The sequence below is a fragment of the Ureaplasma diversum NCTC 246 genome (assembly GCF_000731915.1).
GTDB classification, from domain to species: Bacteria; Bacillota_I; Bacilli_A; order Mycoplasmatales; family Mycoplasmoidaceae; genus Ureaplasma; species Ureaplasma diversum.
On the sequence record NZ_JFDP01000060.1, the window covers coordinates 1 to 20,961 of the forward strand.

Below are 20,961 nucleotides of genomic sequence, written 5' to 3' on the forward strand. Positions count from 1 at the left end.
TTCTTTTTCCTTTATATATAGTATTATGCTATACTTAATAAGATTTAGTTATATATTTTAATATCTTATATTTACAAATAATATATAATTATTTCTTAAACTACCATTACTTGGTTTGAAATAAATCTCGATTTTAAGCTCGGTAGTGGCGAATATTTTGATTTAAAAAAGGAGATATAATCATGGCTGTTTCTAAACAACAAAAACTTGACTTAGTAGTTAAGTTTGGTGGTAGTGAACAAAACACTGGTAAAACTGAAGTTCAAATTGCAATTTTATCAGCTGAAATTGCTTCATTAACATCACACATGATTGAAAACAAAAAAGACAAAACTTCTAAGCGTGGTTTATATAAGAAAGTTGCTCAACGTAAGAAATTATTATCTTATTTAATGAGAACTGATATTGAACGTTACCGTGAAATTGTAAAAGAATTAAACCTACGTGGGTAATTAATCAAATCCAATTAAATAAACACTAAGGACATAATTGTTGCTCTTGGTGTTTATTTTTATTCTCTATCTTTTTAATATCTAATTTATAATATAACAATACAAAAGAAAGGGGTATAGTATGAAAAAATGATTTTTGTGAACTAGTTTACCAGTTGCACTTATTCTTCCAGCTGGTTTATTTGTTGCTTGTTCTGTGCCAAAACAAGAAACAGTAGAACATAACACAGGTCTTTTAGAAAACAATCAACAACTAACCCCACAAACTCTTTTTTTAAGTCAAAATGTTTTTTCATTAAGTTTTGAAGTTAATCAAAGTTCTAATTTATTAACAGGAACTGGTTGGTTGTTTGATGTTGAATTATATCCTAATAAAACTTATGATAATGTTCAATTAAGAGATATTAAAGCTTTATATATTGCTACTAATATTCATGTTATTAATTTAGTAGCACTTAGAAATGATGCTAGATTAAAAATAAGTCAAGCTAAAAATTTAAAATTGATCAATCAAAACAATAAAGGATTAAATCCTGATTTGTTTGCTAATCCATTAATTGATGGCATTGAGGCATTTATTAAAACAAACAAATCAAATCATAAAGATCAAAAAGCATCTTTTTCAATTCTTCCAGTTGGTTTAGCTAATAATAGTGAAACTAGAACTAAAGCTGTTGATATGGCAATCATTAGAGTTGTTCCTTCAGATTTTCAAAAACAACATTTACCTTGATTAGTAAACTTTAATTTCAACACTTTACCTAGTTTTAGTAGTTTTAATGATGTTTCTAATACTGATTTTTATAGTGCAGGATATGCCATCATTAAAGATAATAAAACAAGAAGACCATATTATAAACAATATAAAGGTAATGATCCAAAATTAATTGCTCCTTTTAAACCTTTTTATCTAAGTAGTGATCAAAAAGCAATTAACTATCGAGAAGATAATCCGGTTTATTATGATGAAAATGTTTTTAGACATCAAAAAAACATTACCAATGATCTAGTTAAACAAATTAAGAAATATGAATATGATGCTTATGATTATTCAAAACAAGATTTTAATTTAGGATCTGGAGCAAGTGGTTCACCTGTGATTGATACAAATAATAACTTTATTGGTATCTATTGGGGTGGATTTAGAATTGTTGAAAAAACTAATAATAGTCAATTTTATGGTAATTTTTCACCAATAATCTATTTAAAAGAACAAATTAAGCAAGATTTATTAGCAAATTATCTAAAAGCTACATTAAACTATAATACCTATTTAGATCATGTTTTTGCTACTAAATACTTAGTTGCTAATTTAAACCAAAATAATCAACAAGAATTTAATAATGTTGTTGAATCGATCAATCAACAAACAACAATAAATAAACAAGAACAAATAAAACTAATTTTTAATTTTATTAAAGGTGTACAAACCCAATTTAATCATTTCAATACTTATAATCAATTTAATGTAAATGATATTAATCAAATTAAATTAATTAAAAACCCTAATAAGGATGTAAAGTTATTAGTCCAAATTAGTTTTAAAGATCAATCTAAGAAAAATAACTATTTTTATTTTATTTAAATGAAAGTAAAGGGATAGTTTTATGCGTAAAGCATGAAAAGTAATAGCAGGTTTAAGTGGATTTGTAGCAACTGGAGTTGTTGTATCAACAACAATTGCAGCTTGTTCATTTTTAAACTACATTAACTCATGATTTTATCCGGGTTTGAATAACCCTTTTAGTAGTCATGATGTAAGTGATAAAATCTCAGAGTTTGGTGTTCTTAAAGACAAAGCTAAAGAGGTTTCACAATCAAATCCAAATGCATTTGCAAACGAAAATACAGTTCACGCTAATCAAACTGTAATGTCTTTGCGTTTTAATATGAGAACTAGTAGAAATACTGCTATTAACATATATGGAAGTGGTTGAATCTTTGATTTTGAACTTGAAGATAATGTTAGAAACTATGATCAAGCTACAATTGATGATATTAAAACATTCTATATTGCTACTAATATGCATGTAATTGGTTTAGTAGCTGCAGCTGCTCAAGATGTTAAATTAACAATAGGTTCAACACAACTTGGACAAAGTCCAATTGTTGATTATAATGAAGGGTTTAGAAATAGTTTAGTGTTCTCTAAAACAGCAACTGCTCAATCTAAAATTCTTCCCTTAAAAGAAGCAGAAGTTAATCAATATTCACCAGGAACATATACTATTCTTCCAGTTGGTATTAAAGATGAAGCAATTAATTATGGAGCAGATAGTTCTGATTTAAATGCTCTTAGAAATCACAATAAAGCATCAGATTTTGCGATCATTAAAATTACACCAACAAGAAGACAGAAAAAAGAAATTCCTTTCTTTAGAAACTTCAAACCAATTAAAGGAATTGGTTTTGGAAATGTGATCTTAAACAAACAAAAATCAAAAAATTCATTGTTTTATTCAGCTGGTTATCCCCACTTTACAGCTAAAAATAGTTATGATGGGGATTATTCTTACTACCATCAATATGCTAATTATGCAACTGGTTATATCGATAGTTTTTCAGATGCAAAAACTTATCGTAACGATAACCCAATTGTTTTTGGTAATAAAATAGCCTTCTATACACAAGATAACAAACCATTCTTTGATAAGAATCTTAAAAAGTATCCATATCATTCATACGATATTCCAACCCAAGGATTTGACTTAGGACCAGGAGCAAGTGGTTCACCAGTTTTTGATATTAACAATAATATCATTGGCATCTATTGAGGAGGAGTTAGAGTAGTTGATATTACTAATAATAAAGCAGGACCTTTTTATGGTAACTTTACACCAATCTTCTTTAATGATAATGTAAGTAATATTAATCAAGATTTAATTAAAAATTATCTAGCTTTTACTAAAAGATCAAATACTTATTTAGATACTAACTACAACACTAACATTCTAACTTCTAACTTTGATAACAATACTTTTTTAGAATACTTAAAACATCTTAAACAATTAGTAAGTAGATTACATGCTATTGAACAAAGAGAAGAAGGAATATATGCTAAAGGAGGATTGATTTTTGACAAGAGTCAAAATCAATCAGATGAATTTGAACAATTTGTAAAAACATATACCCATTTTATTTACAGCATTGTTAATCCTAAGTTCTTAAACAAAGAACATGGACTACTACCAGATCCTAGTGCAATTAATCAAATTAAAGTAATCTGAGATAAAGAATCAAATATTGGTTTAAAAATTAGTTTTGTTCATAATAAAGAAGTTAATAATAAAATAGTTCCTTTTAATACTACTTTTACTTTATATAATGATCCTAGATTCCCTGTTTATTCTGAACATAATATAACCCAAGTAATTAATAACTTGCAAAAACTTATTAAAGAACAAAAAGAAAAAGAAAAAGAAATAAATACTAAGCCTACTCCAACAATTACAACTCCAACTAACCAAGCTAATAAGCAGCCAAAAGAAGTAAGAAATCAGTAATATAAGTTAATGTAATTAGGAATAAAAAGTGCTTAATTTCACTTAATATTGCTAAACATTTATTTGATTAAAGTTAATTATTGTTTAGGTTCTTAAAATATAAAATTAATTCTAAAAAAGTACATTTTTAAAGGTACTTGCTTGATTGCAAGATCAACTGCAACATTATTAAAGTAAAAAATTTAATGATGGCATTTGATCTTTTTTTCTATTAAAGTATGTAGAATAAAAAATAAGCCCATGTGCAGCGATGCAATTGAACTTACTTTCAAGTACTATTACTTAATTTTCCAATAGCCTGTCTTGTTAGATCCTTCTCGTTCTATATATTCATTTTCTTTCAAAAATCTAATGTTGTTTTCGATGGCTGTTAATCCTATGCCTATAATTTTGCATAATTGTGCTTGAGTTACATTAGGATTGTTTCTTATTTCTTTTAAAATTTTCTTTCGTCTATCATTTAGAGGTCTTTTATCTCCCACTTTATTACCCACTTTATCCCCTACATTGTTAATCCAATTAAAAGGAATGTTAACTGCAATTGAATTTTCTCTAAAATTAAACACATTTTTTCCATAACTATCTATGATTTTAGGAACGCCCCTTCCTGAACGCTCGCTGATGTGAAGTTGTAAAAATATTTCTGACAGTTTTTGGTTAACCGGGATAGACTCACCCATATAAAACCCTTCAATCGTCTGCTTCGGATCAAGTGTACCTCTTGAAAGAATCTCTATACGGTTACTATATACCGTAATCATCGGTGCATTACCATCTATCCACTTATTATGAACAAAAGCATTTATAATCGCTTCTCTAAAAGCATTCATATCAAATAAAGCAACATCTTTTCTTGTAGTAATTCTTCTGCTCTCATCTGCTTGGATTATATTTATTACATCTGCATATTGTAATACTTTATCTAAGGTTAACAAAATGCAAGTGTTACCGAACTCTTTTACAGAATATAGAGGACTTGCTTTCGTTTCTCCACTAAATACCGATACTCTTACAGGTATATGGCTGTCATCTGACAGCAATTGAGCCATCAAATTATACTTACCATCTTTAGTTAAAAGCCCAAGATTTTTCTTAAAAGTTTCAAATTTCAGAGAAATTCCTTTGCCTGCATAATATGTAAACAATCTTTCAAAAGTTAAATCTTGATATTCAGATTCAATACTGTCTATTGTTTTCTCTTTTTTGCTTAGTACTTCAAATAAATTAGCTTCTCTATCAGGATATTTACTAACATTCACTTTACTTGAACCTATTCTAATATATCTTATTCCATCAAAAGAAGTTGGAACATTTTTAGCTACAGGAATTTCTAATAGAACTACCCTCTTATTATCAAAATCCACTTCATGAAAAGAAAAAACAATATCCGGTTTGAATTGCCTTGCTAAATAATGCTCTAAAGGTTCACCTTTAACATCGACTCTATAATTAAATTTAGTTCCTAAAACTTCATGAGTTTCATTATTTACACCCCAAACAAGATACCCATATTCCTGTCTACAAATTGCAGCTGCATTTGATAGCGCAGATATATATTCTCCTATTCCATGTGCTTCGTCCCAATTTTCTTTAAATTCAAACCACTCTTCTTCTGTTTGATGACTTATTAAATTTTTTATGATTTCAAAATACTTACTCATAGTTTAATCAACCTTTTATTACCCACGTTTATTATATCATAAGTGGGGAACAAAGTGGGGAACATTTTTGCATATAACTTGTCATCTTAAAACAATTTTTAAATAAACAACTAATAATCAAAAGTTTCAGCCACCTAAAGGCAGTCGCCTACTTCTGCTTTATTCTACAATAAATGAGTATGAACAGTAGTATTTCTCTGTCATTTTGTGAGCATAATTCGTTGACCCTTTTTATCTTTACAAGGTCTAACATAACCTGAATTTATTAACGCTTGTCTTATTCTTTCTTTATACCCATTATCTAATAATGGTTGGTTCCTATCCCAAACACTTGATAAATTAGTAATTTCCAAAACTGAAGATATATACTGTTTCAAAATATTTACATATGATTTTAAGCAAAAACAAATATAAACATCTCACAATTGAAGACAGAATTGCTATATCTAATTATTTAAATATTGTTTTTTTATAAGAAGAATAGCTACTTTATTAAACGGAAACCCATCAACAATCAGCAGAGAATTAAAAAGAAATTTGATAAAAGTTTGTGGCATAAAAACAACTTACAATTTAGCAACATGGTATATAGTATTTTTGTCTTGATTATCTATTAATTTTGTACAAAAAATAATTAAATTTATCTAAAAATCATTTTTTCTATTCAAGTATGTAGAATAAAAAATAAGCCCAACTGCGGTGTTGCAATTGAACTTACTTTGAAGTACACAGAATTTACTTATTTCTGTGTTGTAATTATACTTTTATTAAAAAGTTGAATAAATTAGCAACTCTTCAGTATATCATCAATTATATGACTAGCATTATCATATGGATTATATTTGTTGGGATTACTAATAATGTCAACTTTAATGTTGTTAGGTATCTCTAAATAAATTTTTTTATTAAATTCTTCATTAGTGCTTGCACCAATTAGATAACACTTATGTTGATTATTATCTATTTTTACAAAACATACAGCAATGGTAATTTCTGTCTTATAAATATTATTAGAAGATCGATATTCATTGTTTTGTTTTCAATCATTTATATATTTTTTATATGAATCAATTAGTTTAGTGGTTTTATCTGGATTGCAATCATCAATGCTTTTAACTTCTATATATAAATAGTGTTTAATATTATTTGGCTTAATTATTTCAAAGATAAAATCTGGAAATGATGATAATATTTCTGAATTATTATCAAAATATTCAAATGATATATTACTTGATAAAGGGTTTTTAGTTCATAATTTCACATTGCTATCATTACGCACTAGAAAATCTCTTATACTTTTTACAAATGAGATTTCAGGTTTTGAATCAAAATAGTAGTTATTTTGGTTAGGATCAATTGGGATATAAGCGTATTTGATTTTATTTGGATCTTTAAAAGTAATATTATTTTCTTTGTTACTTTCAGAAATAGTTATAAAGCTTTTATCAGGTAAATTTTTACTTTGCTTAATTTGATAAACTCTATTCTCAGAAACGCTATTAATTTTTTCTAAATTATTGTTATATATTTGTTTAATACTATCCAAATTTTCTTTTATTAATATGTAACAAAACATATTTTTATCAACTAAATACTCGCCAGTTTCTTCATTAAGGGTTAAATTATGCATTGTATTTATTAATTCATTTGGTAAATATTTTCTTAAGTTATGTAATTGACCTTTAACATATAATTCAAGCTCAATTGAATTAGTAATTTTAGAGTCGATCTTTACTTTATCTCCATAAGTTGATGTTTTTCCATCAATGAATTCATATTTTTTGAAGTCATCAAAATATTTTTGTTGTCGTTCAATAAAACGTTCTTTGTCAAAAATATTTTCAATAATTTGTTGCTCATATTTTCTTGTATCTAATTGTTTTTGAATTACTTCGGTATTAATTTGACCATAAACAAATTTAACATCTTTGTATTGTTTTTGTAATTGATATTCAATACGTGATTTTTTTACTTCTTGATGATTTGAATAAATAAAATATGTGTTAGCAATTGAATTTTGATCAAAGTTTACTCGTTCCATAGGAATAGGCACACGACGAACTCTACCAATAGTTTGTGTTGATAACACTTTCGAAGCAACATTTCTTAATTGGACAAGCATACAAGCTCTTGGAATATTTCATCCTGTAGCCGGACCTATTTTAAATAAAATTACATCATAGTTTGATCCATTTCGCGATATTTCTTTAAGTGATACTTTAGAATCACTATCAATTAATTTATTAGAAGTAATTTTCTCATTTGAAAAATATTTAACCCAGCTTAAGTTGTGTTTTTCAATAATTTTAGTTAGATTTTCAATATATTTTTGAAATTCTTCGCTCTGCTCTTTCTTTTCACTGTCAACTTGAATAAGCATTGCAGGACGAACATTTAGCGTTTCTTTATTGTTTTGTGCATATCGAAGTTTTACTTCTTTAAATTTTTCACAAGCTGTTTCAATAATTTGGGTATCATCAATTTTATCAATATCAATATCATTAATTGATTCGTTGAAAACTAGATTGTTTTTAATTAGTTTTATGTTATCATTTTCAAATTCTTTTTCATCGATTGCTACTATGTTTTGACTATAATCTGGAGTAGCGGTCATTTTGACAATGTAGCTAGCAACATTGTTTACTCTGGTTTCAAATTTTTGAACATCTCCACCTTTTTTAATTTTTACTTCATTTGAGCCATAGTGTGCTTCATCTCTAATATAAATTAGTCGATAATTTTCGTTTTTAATTTGATCTAAAAACGCATCAAGTATGCCATGTTCGGTTAAAATCCGGTTTTTGCCAAATGATGATTTTCCAAATATAAATACGTTATCAACATCAGCATGTAATTGAGGGTCATAATCTCTTTTATTCTGAGAAGAACTTGAACTAGGAGATTCAACTCTTATAACTTCATAATTCGCTTGTAGAACATATTTATATTCTAATAAGTTTTGTTCCATTTGGTAAGGTAAATCTGCTGATGAAAGAGTAGCAATAATAAAAACTAATTTATGTGGCGAGGCATCGTTACGATTATTTTCAATCATTTGATGGATAAAATTAGCCATCATAAAGGTTTTACCACTACCAGTAGGGGCTTTAAAATAAACTATTTTTTTATCTTGATCTTGATCGCTATTTAAAAAATCATTATAGCGTTCAATAAGTTGACTTACAGCACGTTTTTGTGTATTCGAAAGTATCATAATGTTATTCTTTATTTTTAATTGGTTTAAGTGCAGTTAGTGAAACAAGAATATTTCGGTCATCGATATTTTCTTCATTAACTTTTGTAATGTTGAAGTCTTTAAGTTGTGCTCTAAAAGTCTCTTTAATCAAGTCATTTTGTTTGCTAGTAATTGATGTATCAAAATATTTAACTTTAAAAACATTTAAATTATCTTTGAAAGGCTCGTTTTTTCTAGCTCAATCGAATTTTTGTCCATTTGTGCCAATACCTTTATTAATTCGATAAACTCGTTCATAACAAATATTTGTGCCAATGCCATTTTCATCATTAGTTACAATGGTGAAACTACGATTACCGCCGTCTTCTTTATTAAGTTCTAAAACAGCGTGAGCTGTAGTGCCTGAACCGGCAAAAAGGTCTAAAACACGGGCATTTTTGTTTGGATGCATGTTTATAATATGTTTTAGTAAATTTGTTGGTTTAGGATGATCAAAAATTTTAAAACCATCAAAAACACTTTTTAGAACTGCTGTACCTTGTGTTCCATGCTTATTAGAGTCAATTATTAAGTTATTAAATTTATCTTGACGTTCTATTAGATTTCCTGAATTATCAACAAATTGATATTGCTTTGAATAAATTTTATTGTTTTTAAAAACAATATAACCATTTTTTATGCCATCAATTAATTTATCTTTACTTCATCTTCACTGCCAATCTTTTTTAGCATGTTTACCATTTTGACGAATTAATCATTTTTCTTTGCTGCCACCAGGATAATAAATTTTACCTTCGTATTCAAATTCATAGTCAAGTTTCTCTGATCACGATAGTGAGGCCACGTCAAGTTGTTTTATAAGATATTTACCCCTTGTATCCGCATGTTCATCTTCAAATTTATAAGCATTTGTATCAATATCTTTTTTGATAGTATTGATAACTAATTTATCAATATTTTTAGTATAAAGTAGTATATATTCAGTTAGCACTTTTAGATGCTTACTATCATCTCCACTACCAGAATTTTTCTTCTGACACACTAAGTTAGCAACGAAGTTTTCTTCCTTAAAAATTTCGTCCATTAATACTTTTAAATAGGCCTGTTCTTTATCATCAATTGAAACAAAAATAACACCATCGTCTTTTAACAATGTGTGAGCCATTTTTAGTCTTTCATTCATCATATTTAGCCAGCCATTGCGACTAAATTTATCTCGATAAATGAATTTAGATGCTTTAACATCTTCTTTTTCTGAAAATTGATTACCTTCAGCTTTTGCTTTTTCTATATTGTATGGAGGGTCGATATAGATAATATCGTATTTAGCGTCTAACGCTCCGCTCTCTCTCTCTCTCTCTCTCTCTAATACTATTAGATTTTTAATTACATCATAGTTTTCACCAATAATTAAATTGTTATTTTGATGTTTTAGATAATCATTAACAAAAGACATTTTGTCGTCTTTTGTTAATAGTGCAACTTGTTTTGCATCAACACTAGGTGCAAGATCAAAAGTAAAGCCAATTTTAACTTTTTGAATTAAAAGCTGGAATATATTGTCTAAATTTTCTTCTTTGGAATTTTCTAATATCTCTATAATTAAGCTTTTTTGGTCATCATTTAAAAGACTTTTTGATATATTTTTAAGATCTTCTTTGTATTCTTCTAAGCTTTTTAAACTTTTAGTCATATTTCCTCCATAAATTAATTATTTTTTATTATTATATTTAATTATTGACTAATTCTATGAAACAACTATTATTTTGGTGCATTTAACTCTAGCTAATTACATCATTAATACAAATTGAGCTAATATTGAATTAGAAGCTAAATGATATAGCTCTCTATCAACAAAAAGCACTTTTTGATTTTTGTTTTTCAAAAGTTTATTAGTTACATAATCATCTTTAGTACGTAAACTATTTAAGAACTATCAGCTCTAAAATTTATTAAAGCCCATAAAATTAACTAATTTAAATGATATTTTTAATATTATAGTGTGATGATATAAACACCAAACACCAACAACAATTAATCAATCTACTAAGCTATCTACAAACAAAAACACCCTTTGTTTTATAAGGATGTTTTTTGTTTGTTTTTTCTTTTACTAAATCAGTTATTTTCATTAAAATGATCGATTTTAGATCATTTAAGTTGACTGATCTTTTTAACATTAATAAAGACATATTCAAAAGTAATTAAAACTGATGAAAGAATAAGAATATAAATTGGTGTTTTAATACTTTCTTTTATTACTCTTGGTAATAAATAATAATTAATACCATACCTTAGATAATTAGTAGGTTTTCTACCTAAAAATTCTAAGAATTTAACAGCTGTATAAGAACCTAGAGCAAATGAGAAGATCATTGTGCTTAAAATACATAATAAAGCAGTATAGATTGTAACTATTAAATTATTACTTGGCTTCTTTTTCTTTTTAGCATTAATATAATAAGATAATAAGAAGATTTCAATGAATAGAACAAATGCTGAAATAAAAGCAATTGCTAAATATTTAAAGATATATAACCATTCATCTCCGATCTCAGGATCGTTTCGACTGATAGCACTAAACAAAGGAGCAATCTTTTTGTTTTTAGCATCATATTGTACACTACCTTCATTAAGTAGTGTTAAAAGCACATAGATTGTAATAAAACCAAAAACTAAGATTACAAACTGAACAATAATAAGATCCCAATAGGTTTTAGTAGCACTTTTTCTTAATGTTGCAATTGATCCTAACAAACCAGCTATCAGTCCAACAATTGGCTCTTGAATAGCATATAACCAGAACCAAGTACTTGGTTTAAGTGCTCACGCTAAAGTATCCATAAGAGCCCCTGCAAACAAACCAATCACTGGACCAAAATATCAACTTAGTACCATTAATGGTAATCACGCAAAAGAGAGTGATAATCCAAAACCAGGTAAACGCACATTAAGAAATGACATTCCTAATCGGATTGCTAAAAAAACTGCAAACAATGTAATCATTGATATTGATTTAAATAGCTTTAGAGGGTAAAAAGGGAAGAAAAAAAGTAAGAACTTCCGTTTTATTTGATCTATTTTGGTCGTTAATACTTTTTGATTTGCTAATGGTTTAAGCTCAAAGCGAAAATTCATTTCACTTATTTATCCTTTTTTTATATTCACATTGAATCTCGAGCTGATGCTGGTTTGATTTGGTATAAACTTGGATCAATTTTACCAGCTAATAAATCAGCTCTAATTTGTTCATGTAATTCTTTAACTCGTTCAAAGTCTTTTTTAGGATTGAAGAAAATAGCTGTTACAATCACAATTAAAGCAAATAATAAAGCAGCAAAAACAATGATTGTAGTTGCAAAATAACCCATAATAATGCTTTGGTAGTGAGCTTTTGTTGATTCTAAATCTTCAGGTGCAATTGGTCTAAGCCCTGCAGCTGCTGCATTTGGATGGTTTGTAGCTTCCACATGCTTGTTTCAAATCTTATTAAAGCTATCTAAAATATCATCAGTTGCAAAACTAAACACACCACTAAAACTTCCAACTAATTTTACAATTACTAAAATGATTACAAAAACTAATGGAACCATGAATTTGAAATGATACCTTATATTATCATTTTTCCATCCCTTAATCATTCCATAAATAAACCATGAAATAACTAATAATAAAATAATTAAATCAAAGGGAATAGTAGCTCCTCTAGCTAAGGGAATAACAATTGTTTGTGTTTGTCCAGATATTGTGGTTGCAGTTGCAATTGTAAACATTTCTTTACCAAAGACATTAATTAATGCAAAAGAGACAATTGAGAAAATAAACATTAATCCTAACATAACAATGTATAAGATCTTAAGAATTGGAATCACTTTTGGTTTGCTGTTGTAAATAAACACTTCATTACTCATTACTTTATGCATAAAGATGTTATTAACAACTGCATTGATTTGCATTTCTTTAAAATCATCTGCAATCTTAGGATTAAAACCAAATGATGTTGGGTCAAAGTTATTTGTACTTTGATTAAAATTAGCATTTTGTTGTTCTTGATTTATCTCTTGATCTTGTTCAATTGGTTTAGTTTGATAAACAACTTCATCAGTTACAACTACTTGATCAGTTTCAGTTGAAGTTGGTGTATAAATAAATAAAACATTTCCATATACATCAACAAGTTCATCTGTATTGGTTTGATAAGTGTTAAGTAAATAAACACGTAAACTATTAATAGCATCTAATAAGTTGTCATGATCATCAAAACTATAAATTACTTGCTTATAAGGTTCATAAACAGTAATGGCTTTAGAATATTCATCAAAAGTTGAATTTTCTGTTTGGTAGTTAGATTCAATATAATGAACAATATTAATAGCTCCAAACACTTGTGATCTTAATGTTTGATCATTTTTTAAAGCAGCATTTAATTCTGGCTTTAAAAAAACCGTGTTTAGTTGGAGTTTACTTTTTAAATATAAGTCTTGAGTGCTTTGATCTAATGTTTTTAGTTGATTAGACATAAACCCTCCTTTTTAAATTAAATATGATAAAAAGACAAGATCCATAGAAATAAGGCATGGTTTTTGTCAATTTGGTTGGTTTTGATTAAATAATCAAAATTAAACAGCATTTTAATTTTATCAATTATTCAATCACTTGAAAAATTTACAAGCATTTTTTGTTGAATCGATACAACAAATGGTTTGATTTCTAAACTAGTAGCTATTTGATCTTGATCATAATCTAATTCAGTTAGTTTTTTAACATAATAATGTTTACACATCATTGTAGCAATTGCATTAATGATTGTAATCTCATTGGTTTGTACACTTAATAAATAATCAACTATTTTAAGTGCTTGTTTAATTTGTTGATGATATAAGTGTTCAATAATTTTAAAAACAAGTTCATTACTATAATCACTTACTATAAGATCAAATACTTCATTACTGATTGTTTGTTGATTAAGTAAAGAAATTTTATGAATTTCATTATGTAATAGATTAATATCATAAGCTGTTGCATTAATTAAACTATTAATTTGATAATCAGATAAATTAATTTGTAAATCAGCACATAATTTTAAAACATAATTAAAAGCTGTTTTTTGATTATATTCAAAACTAGTGTACACATTAGCATATTGATCAATAAAATTAAGTACATCCTTACTTTTAGCTAAACTAGTTACTATAAAAATACAAACTTGCTTAGCTGTTAGTAATTTAGTTAATAGTTGGTAAGTTTTTTTAAATTGTTCATTAGAACTAAAGTGATTACTGTTATTAAAAAGCCAAATAGATGGTTGATTAAAAAGCATATCTTGATCTAAGTTATTGATTAAATCATCAATATTAAATTGATCATTAATTTCAACTAGATCATATCCTTTAAATAGTTGATTAATAGTGGTTTTATTAAAAGCTAAATCAGAACTATTAATGATATGAAATATTTTATTTAGATCCATTACTAATCACTCATACTTTTAACAAATTAATTATGAAAACTTCTTAACTACTTTTTTAGCTTTAGGTTCTTTTTCTTCTTGTTCAGTTGCACTTTGTTTTTTAGTTTCTTTTTTAGCTTTAGTTTCTTGCAACTCCTCAAAGAAGTTGTATTGTTGACCCATATCTTCAATGAAGTTAATAAAATCTTGTGGTTCGATTTTTTGATCTTTAAACATCTTTGATAATTCTACAAAAGGATTATTAACAACTTCGTCCCCTAAGAATAGTGAATATAAAGATTTTTCCGGATTATCATCTTTATTAAAATGACGTTGTAAACATTTATGAATCACATCTTCAACATAAATTTCGATTGGTAATACATTATCTGGATCAATTGCTTTTTTAGCTTTAGATAATAAATCGGCTTCAGTATCAGTTAAAGTGATTTTAAAGGTTTTTTTCTTACTCATTGTTTTTCCTATTTTCTTCTATGATAAATTATTATCTGATAGGTTTTTTATCTTTAATATTATATTTATATATAATTTTACTATATTAGCACAAATATGAATTAAAATCAAAGAAACCTCACTTAAAAAATAAGCAAGGTTTCTTTTTTGTTGATTTTAATCAAAATTATTGTTCTAAATATAAAGCAACAATAACATGTCCATCATCAACGATGCAATCGCCATCTTTTAGTTGATCTACTTGATCAGCTAAATCAATGCTATAAGTTTTTTCATTTGTTGCTACTAATTCAACAACACCTTTACTTAATTCTTCTTTAGTAGTAAGAATTTTATAAATATGATAGTGTTTACTACTATCAAGCGGAGTTGTATTTAGATTACGAACAATTTTATTATATGTCATCTTAAAATTCCTAACTTTTAATTACATATATATTATAAACCAACTAAGTTTTAGCTTTAGTTTATTTATTATTTTTTAAAACTATTTAGTTTAGCATTAACATTAAAATGACAATACCCTGTTGGGTTTTTGTTTAAGTATTTTTGGTGGTATTCTTCAGCTAAATAAAAACAACTAAAAGGAAGTGTTTCAACAACTATTCTTCTGTTAACTTGTTGTTGTAAATTAGCTACATAATCTTTAACTATAGTTTCTTGTTCACTATCTAAATAATAGATTCCAGATCGATATTGTGTTCCAATATCATGTCCTTGTTGATTTAATGAAAAAGGATCTGTAATATGGAAGTAGTGATCTAAGATAGTAACTAAGTCAATGATTTGATCATCGTATTCAATTTCAATTGTTTCAGTGTGATTTGTATTACCAGTACAAACTTGTTGATAAGATGGATTAGCTACATTTCCTTGAGCATAACCAACATTACTTGAAACTATCCCATCGATACTATCAAAGTACTTTTGTACTCCTCAAAAACAGCCTGCAGCCAAATAAATTTTTTTAATCATTTATTCTACTCCTTGTTTATTCAACATATTTAATAACTTTTTTAATTCAACTATCTTTTTGTTCTAAATTAAGCATTAAAAGCAATGGTTGTAATTGATTGATTCAAAATAATGCAACATTTAGTGCTTGATCTGGATTATCTTCATCTAATTGGTCATAAACCATTGCTAAAATATAGTTGTAAATAAATTCAGATCAACTATTAAATCGTTCTGTAATTTGTAAACTAATAACTTGGGTAATATTAACTAAAATATCATCATTAACTCATTGTAATTGATAACCAATTCTTAATAAAAGAACAATTGCACTTGCTTGTTGAGTATAATAAAAAAATGAGTTTTTATATCCATTAAAAGCATTAATAAACATAAATTCTAATGGATTAATATCAAGTTGATTTTCAGTGATTTTAGTTAATTGATTATAATCATTAAATAATGATAAAGTAGCTAGTTGATCACTTTTAGTAAACTGAATTAACTCATTTAAGAAGGGATAGAATTGATCAACTTCATAAATACCATAACAATCTTCTAATAAAGAAAATAATTCTTTATGTATTTGGTATTCACTTTTAGTATCATCAACAATTAATGGTTTGCTTTTATAGTTTAGATCTAAACCAATTGCAGCAAAATTTGATAAATACATTCCAAACTCAAAAGTAGCTTCATCTAATTGTTTAGTAGTTATTTGGTTTTTATAATCTGTTTTTAGTTTAGATAGATTTGAAGTTAGTTCATTATGAACTTGGTTTCAAACTTTTAAATGTTGTTCGTAGTTTTTAATGTTTTTAGAAAAATAAGAAGCATTATTAAGATTGTTTAGTTTCACGTTTTAATCCTACCTCTTTAAGTTCACTATCATCAATTTCTGAAGGGCAATCTAACATCATATCAACCCCTGCATTATTCTTAGGGAAAGCAACAACATCTTTAATCATTTCACTATTAATTAAGATCATCATTAATCGATCTAAACCAAGTGCAATTCCAGCATGGGGTGGTACACCATAACTAAATGCTTCAAGTAAAAAACCAAATTTAGTTTTAGCTTCAGATGCTGGCATATTAATAGCATTAAACATTCGTTGTTGAATTTCTGGATTAATAATCCGTACAGATCCCCCACCAAGTTCATAACCATTTAATACCACATCATAACTTTGCCCTTTAGCATTGCTTTGATTAGTATCAAAATCATGTTCACATTCAATTGTTGGAGCTGTGAATGGGTGATGTGCAGCTACATATCGTTTATTATCTTGATCATATTCAAATAGTGGTCAGTTAACGATCCAAACAAATGCATCTTCTTTGTTAGCTTTTAGATCTAATAAAGTAGCTAATTGGACTCGCACTGCCCCTAGTGCTTGTGTAGCTATTTCATATTGATCAGCAACTATTAAAATAGTTCCTTTAGTTTTGTTATGAGTTTGTGCAATCTTTAAATAAATATGATGATCATCAATGATATTAGCTAATGAACCATCAACTACTTTATTATCTTGTACACAAACTCAACCTAATCCTTTAGCTTGATTATCTTTAGCATATTTTTCAAGCCCTTGAATTTGTTTTTTAGTTAAGTGAACATCTTCAACAAATAAATAACGAACAACAGCTTTATTTTCTAAAGCTTTTTTAATAAATAAAGCAGTTGTATCTTTAAAGAAAGCACAACCATCATTAATTTTTAAACCATATCTTAAGTCTGGTTTATCTGTTCCATAATAATGGATTGCATCTTTATAATCCATTCGATCAAATGGAATCTTAATTTCTTTATTAGCACATTCTAAAAAGATGTGGTGTAGTAGTTGCTCAACTAGTGTTTGAACTTGATATTGATCAACAAATGATAGTTCCATATCAACTTGACTAAATTCAGGTTGACGATCACTTCTTAAATCTTCATCTCGAAAACATTTAGCAATTTGGAAATATCGATCAAACCCAGCTAACATTAAAAGTTGTTTAAAGGTTTGTGGAGATTGAGGAAGAGCATAGAATTTTTTAGTTCTTGTTGGAACATAATAATCTCTTGCACCTTCTGGAGTTGGTTTAGCTAGCATTGGCGTTTCTGTTTCAATGAAGTTTTGATTGTGTAAGAAATCACGAATACTTTTTGTTACTTTACTTCTTAGTACAAAAGTTTGTAAATTAACATCACGTCTTAAATCAAGATAACGGTATTTTAAACGCACTTCTTCATTTGCATCAGTTTTATTTTCGATGATTAATGGGGGTGTTTTAGATTTAGAGTGGATGATTAAACTAGTAGCTAAGATTTCAACTTCTCCAGTTGGAATTGAACTATTTACTTGTTTTCGTGCTAATACAACACCAACTAAACTAATAACATCTTCTCTTGATAATGCATTTAATTGATCAAAAATTTGATCATTACTAGTTGCAAAAGCTTGGACTAATCCATATCGATCTTTAATATCAACAAAAACTAAATTACCCATTTTACGAACACGTTTTACTCAACCATTGATCTTAACAGTTTGGTTGATATAAGAAGCATTAACATGTCCACAATATAATTGTTTGATATTACTCATTATCTATGTTCTCCTTAATAAATTGATGATAGTCAACGCACTGTTGGGTTTTAGTTACTAAATTTCTAACAATTAATTGATTATTAGCAAATTCAGTTGGAGCTAATAATAATAAATATTGTGCATTAATTCGCTCTCCTTGTTTAAGGAGTTTATCAATTTTATAACTATTATAGTTAGATTCAATAACTAATTTAGAATTAGCTCTTAAATGGTGTACTAATTGATTAAGATTAGTTAATAAATTAGCATCTAAACAACCAACTAAATAAACAGGTGCATCTTTTTTAAGTAGTTGATTAGTTTGCTCTTGATCTAAATAATACTTAAGCATTATTAAGATTCGTTCAACTCCTAAACCAAAACCTACTCCTTGTACATTAGGACCATTTAGTTCACTTACTAATGAACCATATCTTCCCCCACCAATTAACGTTGATTGACCTACTAAAACATTTGCTGTTGATACAAATTCAAAAACAACTCCTTCATAATAATCAAGACCACGTACTAAGTTGTAATTAATTTGATATTTAATATTAGCTTGATCTAATAACTTAAGTAATTGATCAAATTCTTGTTGTTCATCTTGACTTATATAAGCACTAATTTTAGGAGCATTTTTAACAAAGTTTTTATGTGCTTCTTCTTTATCATCTAAGATTCTTAATACATTTGTTTCTAAACGTTGTTGAGAAACAGGTGTTAGTTGATCATAATATTGATAAAAATAAGTTTTAAGAGCATTGATTCAAGCTAATCTTTGCTTTGGTGTTGAAATATAATTGATTTCTAAATTATAATCAACAATCTTTAATTGTTTAAGAATTTGATCAGCTAAACTAATGACTTGAAAATCATCATAAATTGAATTTGCATTTAATAGTTCAACACCAAATTGATGAAACTGACGTTGACGTCCAGATTGTGGACGTTCATATCGAAAACAACTTGAAAAGTACATTAACTTAAGTGGGTATGGATTGTTGTTTAGCATTTTCTCTTCAACAACAGCTCTAATAACCCCTGCAGTTCCTTCAGGTCGTAATGCTAAAAGTCGATCACCTTTATCTTTAAACAAATACATTTCTTTAGAAACTAAATCAGAACTATCACCTGCAGTTCTTTGAAACAATTTAGCTTCTTCAAAGATTGGTGTTTGAATCATTTTGAAGTGGTATTGATTACTGATCTTAAATAAGGTTTGTTCAAGTTGTTTAAATAACAACATATCTAAACCATAAAGATCAACAGTTCCTCTAACACGGTTATAATTACTCATAATAGTTCCTTTATTTAATAATTAAACAAGCTTTTAGTAAAGCAATAAAACAAGGATTCACCTTGTTTGGTTTTGAATTGTATTCAGGATTGTAAATTAAACCTAAATGGAATTTATTTGGTGTGTAATTAATAGCATCAATATAATTGTTTTTAGTACTTGTTGCATTAATTAATCATTGATTAGCTAATAGGTGTTGATTAACAAATGAACTATCAAGTTCAATGTGATGACGATGACGTTCATAAATTAAATTAGTATTATAAACTTGACTTAGTAAAGAATCAGCTAATACTTTAGATTCATATTCTCCAACTCGATAAATTTCTTTATCATTAAGAACAAATCCATTTGTCACATAACTAAAATCATTATTATTAGATGTTTGATTAAACACTAATTCTTGGTTTAATTCATTTTTAATATAATCAGCTACTAAGATGTTAATTCCTGTTCCAAAAGCAAGCGTTGGTACATCAAATTCTCGTGCAAATTGCATTGCTAATAAAGCACCATCAAATCCTTTATTATCCCCTGAAATAGTAGGGAATAATAAACAATGCATTCGTTTTAGTTTTTCTTCTATATTATCTTTATTGATTTCATTTGGTTGGATGTAATTGATTTTAAGATCAAGACTTAACTCATAACTAGCTAATAATAAACTTTCAATAACTGATTTATAAGCATCAGGAAGTTCAACAAATTTACCTACTAAACCAACATTTAATTTATGTTTTTTAGGTTCAGTAATTTTTTTAGTGAAATTAGTTCAATTATCAATGTTTTTAGATTGATCAAAATCAATATTAAAGTAATCAAGAATTGAAATATGGATCTTTTGAGCAAATAAGCTGTTTGGGACTAAATAAACTGAATCTGCAGTATAAGAAGCAAAGATCATTGATTCATCAATAGCACAAGATCAAGCTAGTTTTTTAAGTGTTGAATCATCTACTTCAACTTCACTTCTTACTAATAATAAATCAGGGTTTACACCAAGTGATCGAAGTAATTTAACACTATTTTGTGTTGGTTTAGTTTTTAGTTCTTGGACATTATTAATGTAAATAAGAGGTGAGCAGTGGATGCATAATACATTATTTGCCCCATAACTGTGTTTAAATTGAGCAATCGCTTCAATAAAAGCAAGCGATTCATAATCTCCCACAGTTCCTCCGATTTCAACGATCACAAAATCAGGATTTAATGAATCTTTGATTTTAATAATATAATCAATGATCGCTCCTGTAACATGTGGAATTGTTTGCACAGTTTTTCCTTCAAAACCATTATTACGTTCTTTTAATAAAAGTTCATAATAAATTTTTCCTGAAGTAACTGAAGAGTATTCATTTAAATCTAAATTAATGAATCGTTCATAACTTCCTAAATC

General features: G+C 27.2%; 16 protein-coding genes and 1 pseudogene. 4 read left to right on the forward strand and 13 right to left on the reverse strand.

Annotation, left to right across the window (positions count from 1 at the left end; translation table 4 throughout):
• Positions 1–182: 182 nt before the first annotated feature.
• The 3 genes from rpsO to UDIV_RS02695 all read left to right on the forward strand — a co-directional run bounded on the left by rpsO (position 183) and on the right by UDIV_RS02695 (position 3,955).
• A complete protein-coding gene (gene rpsO / locus UDIV_RS02685) occupies positions 183–452 on the forward strand; it encodes a 30S ribosomal protein S15 (RefSeq protein WP_038102964.1) in 270 nt (89 codons plus the stop codon).
• Between the two features lie 121 nt (positions 453–573).
• Positions 574–2,037 carry a DUF31 family putative serine protease gene (locus tag UDIV_RS02690; RefSeq protein ID WP_038102966.1) on the forward strand — a complete coding sequence of 488 codons (1,464 nt, stop codon included), beginning with the start codon at positions 574–576 and terminating at the stop codon, positions 2,035–2,037.
• A gap of 22 nt (positions 2,038–2,059) precedes the next feature.
• Positions 2,060–3,955 carry a DUF31 family putative serine protease gene (locus UDIV_RS02695; protein ID WP_038102967.1) on the forward strand — a complete coding sequence of 632 codons (1,896 nt, stop codon included), beginning with the start codon at positions 2,060–2,062 and terminating at the stop codon, positions 3,953–3,955.
• Between the two features lie 278 nt (positions 3,956–4,233).
• Here the strand turns inward: UDIV_RS02695 and UDIV_RS02700 are convergent, their stop codons facing one another.
• The gene (locus tag UDIV_RS02700; protein WP_038102969.1) at positions 4,234–5,616 is read right to left on the reverse strand and encodes an RNA-binding domain-containing protein; all 1,383 of its coding nucleotides are present in this window, start codon (positions 5,614–5,616) and stop codon (positions 4,234–4,236) included.
• A gap of 465 nt (positions 5,617–6,081) precedes the next feature.
• Between UDIV_RS02700 and UDIV_RS04805 the strand changes: the two are divergent.
• A pseudogene (locus UDIV_RS04805) lies at positions 6,082–6,171 on the forward strand (helix-turn-helix domain-containing protein); the annotation flags it as partial.
• Positions 6,172–6,400: 229 nt separating this feature from the next.
• On the opposite strand, the gene UDIV_RS02705 reads toward UDIV_RS04805, so the two are convergent.
• The 12 genes from UDIV_RS02705 to UDIV_RS02760 form a co-directional block, all read right to left on the reverse strand.
• Positions 6,401–8,830, reverse strand: a complete 2,430-nt coding sequence (locus UDIV_RS02705) for a DEAD/DEAH box helicase family protein (protein ID WP_038102975.1) — start codon at positions 8,828–8,830, stop codon at positions 6,401–6,403.
• A gap of 4 nt (positions 8,831–8,834) precedes the next feature.
• Positions 8,835–10,505: a site-specific DNA-methyltransferase gene (locus tag UDIV_RS02710; protein WP_038102977.1), complete on the reverse strand. Its 1,671-nt coding sequence runs from the start codon at positions 10,503–10,505 to the stop codon at positions 8,835–8,837.
• A 386-nt stretch (positions 10,506–10,891) separates the two neighbouring features.
• On the reverse strand, positions 10,892–11,950 hold the full coding sequence (locus UDIV_RS02715; protein ID WP_231428086.1) for an ECF transporter S component: 1,059 nt from the start codon (positions 11,948–11,950) through the stop codon (positions 10,892–10,894).
• A 20-nt stretch (positions 11,951–11,970) separates the two neighbouring features.
• The gene (locus UDIV_RS02720; protein WP_038102979.1) at positions 11,971–13,332 is read right to left on the reverse strand and encodes a hypothetical protein; all 1,362 of its coding nucleotides are present in this window, start codon (positions 13,330–13,332) and stop codon (positions 11,971–11,973) included.
• Between the two features lie 17 nt (positions 13,333–13,349).
• Entirely contained in the window at positions 13,350–14,282 is a 933-nt protein-coding gene (gene holA, locus UDIV_RS02725) for a DNA polymerase III subunit delta (protein ID WP_038102981.1), read from the reverse strand.
• A 30-nt stretch (positions 14,283–14,312) separates the two neighbouring features.
• The gene (locus UDIV_RS02730; RefSeq protein WP_038102983.1) at positions 14,313–14,735 is read right to left on the reverse strand and encodes a hypothetical protein; all 423 of its coding nucleotides are present in this window, start codon (positions 14,733–14,735) and stop codon (positions 14,313–14,315) included.
• A 166-nt stretch (positions 14,736–14,901) separates the two neighbouring features.
• Positions 14,902–15,141 carry a hypothetical protein gene (locus tag UDIV_RS02735; protein WP_038102986.1) on the reverse strand — a complete coding sequence of 80 codons (240 nt, stop codon included), beginning with the start codon at positions 15,139–15,141 and terminating at the stop codon, positions 14,902–14,904.
• 68 nt (positions 15,142–15,209) lie between these two features.
• A complete protein-coding gene (gene msrA, locus UDIV_RS02740; RefSeq protein ID WP_038102987.1) occupies positions 15,210–15,710 on the reverse strand; it encodes a peptide-methionine (S)-S-oxide reductase MsrA in 501 nt (166 codons plus the stop codon).
• A 16-nt stretch (positions 15,711–15,726) separates the two neighbouring features.
• Complete coding sequence (locus UDIV_RS02745; protein ID WP_038102989.1) at positions 15,727–16,548, reverse strand: DUF1266 domain-containing protein; 822 nt, start codon at positions 16,546–16,548, stop codon at positions 15,727–15,729.
• Complete coding sequence (aspS, locus tag UDIV_RS02750) at positions 16,529–18,283, reverse strand: aspartate--tRNA ligase (RefSeq protein WP_051749483.1); 1,755 nt, start codon at positions 18,281–18,283, stop codon at positions 16,529–16,531. Before aspS ends, UDIV_RS02745 begins: the two co-directional genes overlap by 20 nt.
• A complete protein-coding gene (gene hisS, locus UDIV_RS02755; protein WP_038102994.1) occupies positions 18,276–19,565 on the reverse strand; it encodes a histidine--tRNA ligase in 1,290 nt (429 codons plus the stop codon). Before hisS ends, aspS begins: the two co-directional genes overlap by 8 nt.
• A gap of 10 nt (positions 19,566–19,575) precedes the next feature.
• Positions 19,576–20,961 (reverse strand): CTP synthase (locus UDIV_RS02760; RefSeq protein ID WP_038102997.1); only part of this gene is annotated, 1,386 nt, incomplete at its 5' end.